This is a genomic window from Streptomyces sp. MB09-02B (genome assembly GCF_033794485.1).
In the GTDB taxonomy this organism is placed as follows: domain Bacteria; phylum Actinomycetota; class Actinomycetes; order Streptomycetales; family Streptomycetaceae; genus Streptomyces.
The window spans coordinates 1-6,497 of record NZ_JARGEE010000465.1 but is presented as its reverse complement, the minus strand read 5'-3'; the positions used below and the strand labels follow the sequence as shown (position 1 = coordinate 6,497).

General features: G+C 69.8%; 7 protein-coding genes, 1 tRNA gene and 1 other RNA gene. 8 read left to right on the top strand and 1 reads right to left on the bottom strand.

The window, feature by feature from the left end; genetic code table 11:
- The 6 genes from P1P70_RS38040 to P1P70_RS38015 form a co-directional block, all read left to right on the top strand.
- The coding region (locus P1P70_RS38040; RefSeq protein WP_319245915.1) for a DNA cytosine methyltransferase at nt 1–646 on the top strand (646 nt) is incomplete at its 5' end.
- The gene (locus tag P1P70_RS38035) at nt 643–1,536 is read left to right on the top strand and encodes a bifunctional DNA primase/polymerase (protein WP_319245913.1); all 894 of its coding nucleotides are present in this window, start codon (nt 643–645) and stop codon (nt 1,534–1,536) included. The genes P1P70_RS38040 and P1P70_RS38035, both read left to right, overlap by 4 nt.
- Complete coding sequence (locus P1P70_RS38030) at nt 1,533–1,889, top strand: hypothetical protein (RefSeq protein ID WP_319245911.1); 357 nt, start codon at nt 1,533–1,535, stop codon at nt 1,887–1,889. The genes P1P70_RS38035 and P1P70_RS38030 overlap by 4 nt, the downstream gene beginning before the upstream one ends.
- A complete protein-coding gene (locus tag P1P70_RS38025; protein ID WP_319245909.1) occupies nt 1,886–2,989 on the top strand; it encodes a DUF3631 domain-containing protein in 1,104 nt (367 codons plus the stop codon). The genes P1P70_RS38030 and P1P70_RS38025 overlap by 4 nt, the downstream gene beginning before the upstream one ends.
- A 241-nt stretch (nt 2,990–3,230) precedes the next feature.
- Complete coding sequence (locus tag P1P70_RS38020; protein WP_319245907.1) at nt 3,231–3,449, top strand: helix-turn-helix domain-containing protein; 219 nt, start codon at nt 3,231–3,233, stop codon at nt 3,447–3,449.
- 85 nt (nt 3,450–3,534) lie between these two features.
- The gene (locus P1P70_RS38015; protein ID WP_319245905.1) at nt 3,535–4,818 is read left to right on the top strand and encodes a site-specific integrase; all 1,284 of its coding nucleotides are present in this window, start codon (nt 3,535–3,537) and stop codon (nt 4,816–4,818) included.
- A gap of 62 nt (nt 4,819–4,880) precedes the next feature.
- On the opposite strand, the gene P1P70_RS38010 is transcribed toward P1P70_RS38015, so the two are convergent.
- Nucleotides 4,881–4,968: transfer RNA gene (locus tag P1P70_RS38010), tRNA-Ser, on the bottom strand.
- Between the two features lie 130 nt (nt 4,969–5,098).
- Between P1P70_RS38010 and ffs the strand changes: the two genes are divergently transcribed.
- Nucleotides 5,099–5,195, top strand: an RNA gene (ffs, locus tag P1P70_RS38005) — signal recognition particle sRNA small type.
- A gap of 45 nt (nt 5,196–5,240) precedes the next feature.
- The coding region (locus P1P70_RS38000) for a DNA polymerase III subunit gamma and tau (RefSeq protein ID WP_319245903.1) at nt 5,241–6,497 on the top strand (1,257 nt) is incomplete at its 3' end.

Genomic DNA, 6,497 nt, shown 5'->3' with positions numbered 1-6,497 from the left:
AGAGACAGTCGCCTCCCGCCCCCGCCCGGTCACCGCCCCGCCCCCGACCCACAGCAGGCACGACCACGGCGACGTCCTGTTCGGCGAACGCCTTCAACCATGGGTGTCCATGGCCCAAGCTCTCAACTGGGCGAACGGCCTCACCGTCAACACCCGCGGAGACCGCAAGACCGCAGGCGGCAACGAGTTCCCCGCCGATCAACCGTCCTGGGCACTCACCGAGAAGACCCGCTCATGGGTGCTCCACACCAACCGCAACCAGAAGCCCGACGGCAGCAGGCAGACCGCCGACCCCTACGCCGGGCCCGCCCCCACCTTCACCGTCAAGGCCGGCGGGCAATGGGTGCTGCGGCACAACAGCCAGAAGAACGCCACGGTAAGGCCGACCACCGAGCCCGCCGGCACGCTGTTCTTCGGCCACCACTGCAACAACGTGTCGTGGGAGAACGAGGAAGCGGAATCCGTCCGCATCACCGTCCAGGAAGCCGCCGTTCTCCAGTCGTTCCGGCCGGACTACCCGTTCCACGGCACCAAGACCAAGCAGTTCGAGCAGGTCGGCAACGCCGTGCCGCCGCTGCTCGCCGCGCACATCGTCTCCGTGCCCACCGGCATCCCGGTCCGCTCGGACTTGGGGGCGGCGGCATGAGTGAGCACCTGATGCGTGCCGCGCTGGACGCTGCCGAGCGTGGCTGGCACGTCTTCCCGCTGCGTCCCGGCGGCAAGCCGCCCGCCCTGCACGGCGAGAAGTCCTGCACCCGCGCCGGCGAGTGCGCGCGCGGGCACCGGAAATGGGAGCAGCGCGCGACCACCGACCCGGACCGTATCCGCGCCGCCTGGTCGAGGGCCCCGTTCAACGTCGGAATCGCCACCGGACCGTCCGGCCTGGTCGTCGTCGACCTGGACGTGCCCAAGGACAAGGGTAGTTCGGACGCGCCTGGCGGCGCGGCAACCTTTCAGGCGCTCTGCGAGCGCGCCGGTCACCGCGTCCCCGACACCTACCGGACGCGGACAGCGAGCGGTGGGCAGCACCTGTACTTCACCGCCCCGACCGGGGTACGGCTGGCCAACACAGCAGGCACCATCGGCACGTTGGTCGACACCCGCGCATGGGGCGGCTACGTCGTCGCCGCCGGAAGCACCACCCCCACCGGAGACTACGAAGCACTCAGCGGCCCCGTGGCAGCCTCCCTGCCCCGCTGGCTGCTGAGCATCCTGCAACCCGCCCCCAAGCCGTCTCAGGCGCCCTCAGGGCCCGTAACGGAGCAATCACGTCGATATGTGGATGTAGCACTCGCCGCAGAGACGCGGAACGTGTCGGGGGCTCAAGTCGGCGGGCGGGAAACGGCGTTGTTCCGTGCGGCGCGCGCCCTGGGACGCTTCGTCGCATGGGGCGACCTCCCCCGACACACGGTTGAGCAGGCTCTTCAGGAGGCGGGGGAGGCGGCCGGCCTCACCGTCGCCGAGTGCCGCTCCACCCTCCGCAGCGCCCTCAACTGGTCCATCGCCCACAACCAGCGCGGACGGAACGCCGCATGACCGCCCGCCCCCGCCCCCCTCTGAAGAGCATCACGCCCACCCCGACCGGCCCGCGCGCCGCCGAACCGACTCCGCCGCCCACGGCCGTGGGCGAGCCGAAAGGCGCCGCCCGCAAGGGCGTCCCCTCTGCTGTTCGCCCTGACCCGCAGCGCGGTGACGGCCGCTACCCCGTGGCGTGGCTGCACATCGTCGCACCGCGCGGCGCCACCCCCACCGCCACCTCGAAGTGCCTGTGCGGCTGGAACCGCAGCGCCGTCGGCCACCGCCGCGTCCTCGCCCTGATCACCGACCACACCGCCCACCGCGACACCTGCCCGCTCCGCACCACCCAGGAAGGGAGGACCGCAGCATGACGGACACCATCGACGGCGCGGCCCTGCTCAACGAGGTCGAAGCCTTCCACCGCCGGTTCAACGTCTTCCCCACCGAAGCCGCTTACGTCGCCGTCGCACTGTGGGACGCGCACGCCCACCTGATCGACTGCTTCGACTCCACCCCACGTCTGGCTTTCCTGTCCCCCGAGCCGGGGTCGGGCAAGTCCCGCGCGCTGGAAGTCGTCGAAACGCTCGTGCCGCGACCCATGGTCGCCGTCAACGCGTCCGCCGCTGCCCTCTTCCGGTCCGTCTCCGACCCGAACGGGCGCCCGTCGATCCTCTTCGACGAGATCGACACCGTGTTCGGCCCGAAGGCGGGGGACAACGAGGAGCTGCGCGGATTCCTCAACGCCGGGCACCGCCGCAAGGGCGTCACCTACCGGTGCGTGGGCGACCAGCAAACAGTCACCCCGTTCCCCTCCTACGCCGCCGTCGCGGTCGCCGGACTCGGCTCCCTGCCCGACACGATCCTCACCCGCTCCGTCATCGTCCGCATGCGCCGCCGCGCACGCAACGAGCACGTCGAACCGTTCCGCGCCGGACTGCACGAGCCGGAAGGCAACAAGCTGCGCGATCGCCTCGCGCAGTGGGCCGAACACGCGCGCGGGTTGGTCATGGGGGCGTGGCCGGAGATGCCCGACGGGGTCACCGACCGCCCGGCGGACGTGTGGGAACCCCTGCTCGCCGTCGCCGACGTCGTCGGGGGCGACTGGCCACGCCGCGCGCGGGAAGCCTGCGTGACCCTGGTCAAAGCCTCACAGGCCAACGACAAGGGCAGTCTCGGCATCCGCCTGCTCACCGACCTGCGCGACCACGTCCTCATCGGCATCGACCGACTTCCCACCGTCGCCATCCTCGACCGGCTCAACGCCCTCGACGACGCCCCGTGGGCCGACCTCGGCGGCCGGCCGCTCGACAACCGGCGCCTGTCCAAGATGCTCAGCGAGTACATGACGGCGGACAACGAACCCATCGCCTCCCGCAACATCCGCACCAGCGGCGGCGTCCTCAAAGGGTTCTACGCCGACGACCTCACCGACGCGTGGGCCCGCTACTGCCCGCCCCCGCCCCGCCCCTGAGAAGCGCTACATCCGCTACAGCCGCTACACCCCAGGTCAAAGCACCTGAACCCGTAGCGGCAAACCCCCGATGTAGCGGCTACGGCCCCGCGCCCGCCCGCATGCCGTAGCCGCTACATCGCCGCCATCCGCTACACCAAACACCCCCGCTGACCTGCGATGTAGCGGATGTAGCGGATGTAGCGGACTCCTGAGAAGGGGGCCAAGCCCCCGCCGTCATGTGACGAAGGAGAGCCACCGCATGGCCACGGCCCAACTCGCCGAAACCATCGACCCCACCCTCGTACTGCTGACCGTCGAAGAGGCCGCCCGCCGCCTCCAGATCGGCCGGACCACGTGCTACGGCCTCATCCGCTCCGGCGAACTGGAGACCGTACCCGTCGGCCGTCTCCGCCGCGTCCCCGCCGACGCGGTACCCGAGTACGTCAACCGCCTCCGCACCGCCCACCGCGCCGCTTGACGGCTCCTCGGGGCGGCGGCTCCCGGACAAGGGCACCCCGCCGCCCCGGTCCCCATCCCGACACCGAGGAACAGGAGTTCTGCCTGTGGCAGAGAAGAAGAAGGGCACCCGCCGTGCCAACGGCGAATCGGCGATCTACTTCGGGAAAGACGAACGCTGGCACGCCCGGGTGCCCATGGGCTACAAGGACAACGGGGACCCGTACCGTCGGCATCTGACGCGTAAGACGCGCGATGAACTGGTCGAGGAAGTCCGCCGACTGGAGAAGCAGCGCGACGCGGGTTCGGCGAGTCAGCCCGGCAAGCCGTGGACGGTTGAGAAGTGGCTGTTGCACTGGGTTGAGAACATCGCCAAGCCAACCGTCAGCGAGAACACGTACGACGGCTATGAAGTCGCCGTACGTGTCCACCTGGTGCCCGGTGTCGGCAAGCACCGCCTTGACCGCTTGCAGCCCGAACACCTGGAGAGTCTGTACCGCCGTATGCAGGCGAACGGGGCGCGCAAGGCCGGTACGGCTCACCAGGCTCACCGCACCGCCCGCACTGCCCTCGGGGAGGCCGTACGACGCGGCTATGCGGCCAAGAACGCTGCCGCGTTGGCCAAGCCGCCCCGGATGGAAGAGGACGAATCAGAGGTTGAGCCCTACTCCGTGGAAGAGGTTCAGTGCCTGTTGCTCGAAGCCAACAAGCGGCGGAACACCGCCCGTTGGATGCTGGCGCTTGCGCTCGGACTGCGGCAGGGCGAGACGCTCGGACTTCGCTGGTCTGACGTCGACCTGGGCAACGAGTACTTGAAGCTGCGGCGGAACCGTCTGCGCCCCAGGTACGAGCACGGATGCCCGGAAGCCTCACCGTGCGGCCGAAAGGCGGGGTACTGCCCGGCCAAGGTGCAGGTTCGGCGCGAGACCAAGAACACCAAGTCCCGCGCCGGCCGCCGCGCCGTGCCCCTGCCGGGCCCGCTGGTCGCCATGCTCCGCGCCCATGCCGAGACGCAAGAGCGTGAGCGCAAGGCCGCTGGTGACTTGTGGGTCGAGTCCGACTACGTGTTCACCAAGCCGCTGGGTGGCCCCCTGAGCCCGAACACGGACTACCACGACTGGAAGCGTCTGCTGGAAGACGCGGGGGTTCGGGACGGTCGGCTGCACGATGCCCGGCATACGGCCGCCACTGTGCTCATGCTGCTCGGTGTCCCGGCCCGGGTCATCGATCAGATCATGGGGTGGGAGCCGGGCACCTCCGCGAGCATGCGGGCCCGGTACCTCCACGTGCCGGACGCCATGCTCAAGGACGTCGCCCGGAAGATCGCCGAAGCCATCTGGGGAACCCCGGAGACACCCGCTGTGGACAAAAACCAGGACAACGAAGGCTGAGACATGTCGAAGGGCCCCACCGCGAACGGTGGGGCCCTTCGACATCGTGCCCGGTGAGGCACTGGCGGAGGATACGAGATTCGAACTCGTGAGGGGTTGCCCCCAACACGCTTTCCAAGCGTGCGCCCTAGGCCTCTAGGCGAATCCTCCGCCGGAAACATTACATGACGGCGGAGGGTGCTTGCGACCTCGTTCGGCGGTGGGTGATCAAGGTGGGGGCGAGGTCGGAGCGAGAGGTGGGGAGGCGGGTCGGCGGCCCCCTGGGATCGGGTAGGCTGGGGTCAGCCCCTCACGCGGCGCTATCTGACTGAACTCCCCCAGGGCCGGAAGGCAGCAAGGGTAGGTTGGCTCTGGCGGGTGCGTGAGGGGTCTTCGTCGTCTCGGGCGCCGGGTTGTCAGTGGGCGCCTATAACCTCGTATGCGTGTCGTCTCTCGCGCTGTACCGCCGTTATCGCCCGGAGTCGTTCGCCGAGGTCATCGGGCAGGAGCATGTCACCGACCCGTTGCAGCAGGCGTTGCGGAACAACCGGGTCAATCACGCATACCTGTTCAGCGGGCCGCGCGGATGCGGGAAGACGACCAGCGCGCGCATCCTGGCCCGCTGTCTGAACTGCGAGCAGGGGCCCACCCCCACGCCGTGCGGCGAGTGTCAGTCCTGCCAGGACCTGGCCCGCAACGGACCGGGGTCGATCGACGTCATCGAGATCGACGCCGCCTCGCACGGTGGTGTGGACGACGCCCGTGAGCTGCGGGAGAAGGCCTTCTTCGGACCCGCGAGCAGCCGGTACAAGATCTACATCATCGACGAGGCCCACATGGTCACGTCGGCCGGTTTCAACGCCCTGCTGAAGGTCGTAGAGGAGCCGCCGGAGCACCTCAAGTTCATCTTCGCGACCACCGAGCCCGAGAAGGTCATCGGAACCATTCGGTCGCGTACACATCACTATCCGTTCCGGCTCGTCCCGCCCGGCACGCTCCGCGAGTACCTGGGCGAGGTCTGCGGCAAGGAGAAGATCCCGGTCGAGGAGGGCGTCCTCCCGCTGGTCGTGCGCGCCGGGGCCGGCTCCGTGCGTGACTCGATGTCCGTCATGGACCAGCTGCTCGCCGGCGCGACGGACGAGGGTGTGACCTACGCCATGGCCACGTCGCTGCTCGGCTACACGGACGGGTCGTTGCTCGACTCGGTCGTCGAGGCCTTCGCCGCCGGGGACGGGGCCGCGGCATTCGAGGTCGTCGACCACGTCATCGAGGGCGGCAACGATCCGCGGCGGTTCGTCGCCGACCTGCTGGAGCGGCTGCGGGACCTGGTGATCCTGGCCGCCGTGCCCGACGCCATCGACAAGGGCCTCATCGACGCACCCGCCGAGGTCCTGGACCGGATGCGTGCCCAGGCAGGCGTCTTCGGCGCCGCCGAGCTCAGCCGTGCCGCCGACCTCGTCAACGAGGGCCTCACCGAGATGCGCGGCGCCAACTCGCCCCGCCTCCAGCTCGAACTGATCTGCGCCCGCGTACTCCTCCCCGCCACCTACGGCGACGAACGGTCCGTCATGGCCCGCCTGGACCGCCTGGAACGAGGGGTGAACTTCTCCGGCGGCGCCGCCGCCCCGGCCATGGGATACGTGCCCGGGCCCGACGCGCACGGGGGGGCGGCCCCGCCCATGGGCATGGCCCCGCAGGCC

Bases quoted from the DNA above. Each gene is read 5' to 3' on its own strand.
- P1P70_RS38030 (WP_319245911.1), top strand. From the start codon at position 1,533: ATGACCGCCCGCCCCCGCCCCCCTCTGAAGAGCATCACGCCCACCCCG.
- P1P70_RS38025 (WP_319245909.1), top strand. From the start codon at position 1,886: ATGACGGACACCATCGACGGCGCGGCCCTGCTCAACGAGGTCGAAGCC.
- P1P70_RS38020 (WP_319245907.1), top strand. From the start codon at position 3,231: ATGGCCACGGCCCAACTCGCCGAAACCATCGACCCCACCCTCGTACTG.
- P1P70_RS38035 (WP_319245913.1), top strand. From the start codon at position 643: ATGAGTGAGCACCTGATGCGTGCCGCGCTGGACGCTGCCGAGCGTGGC.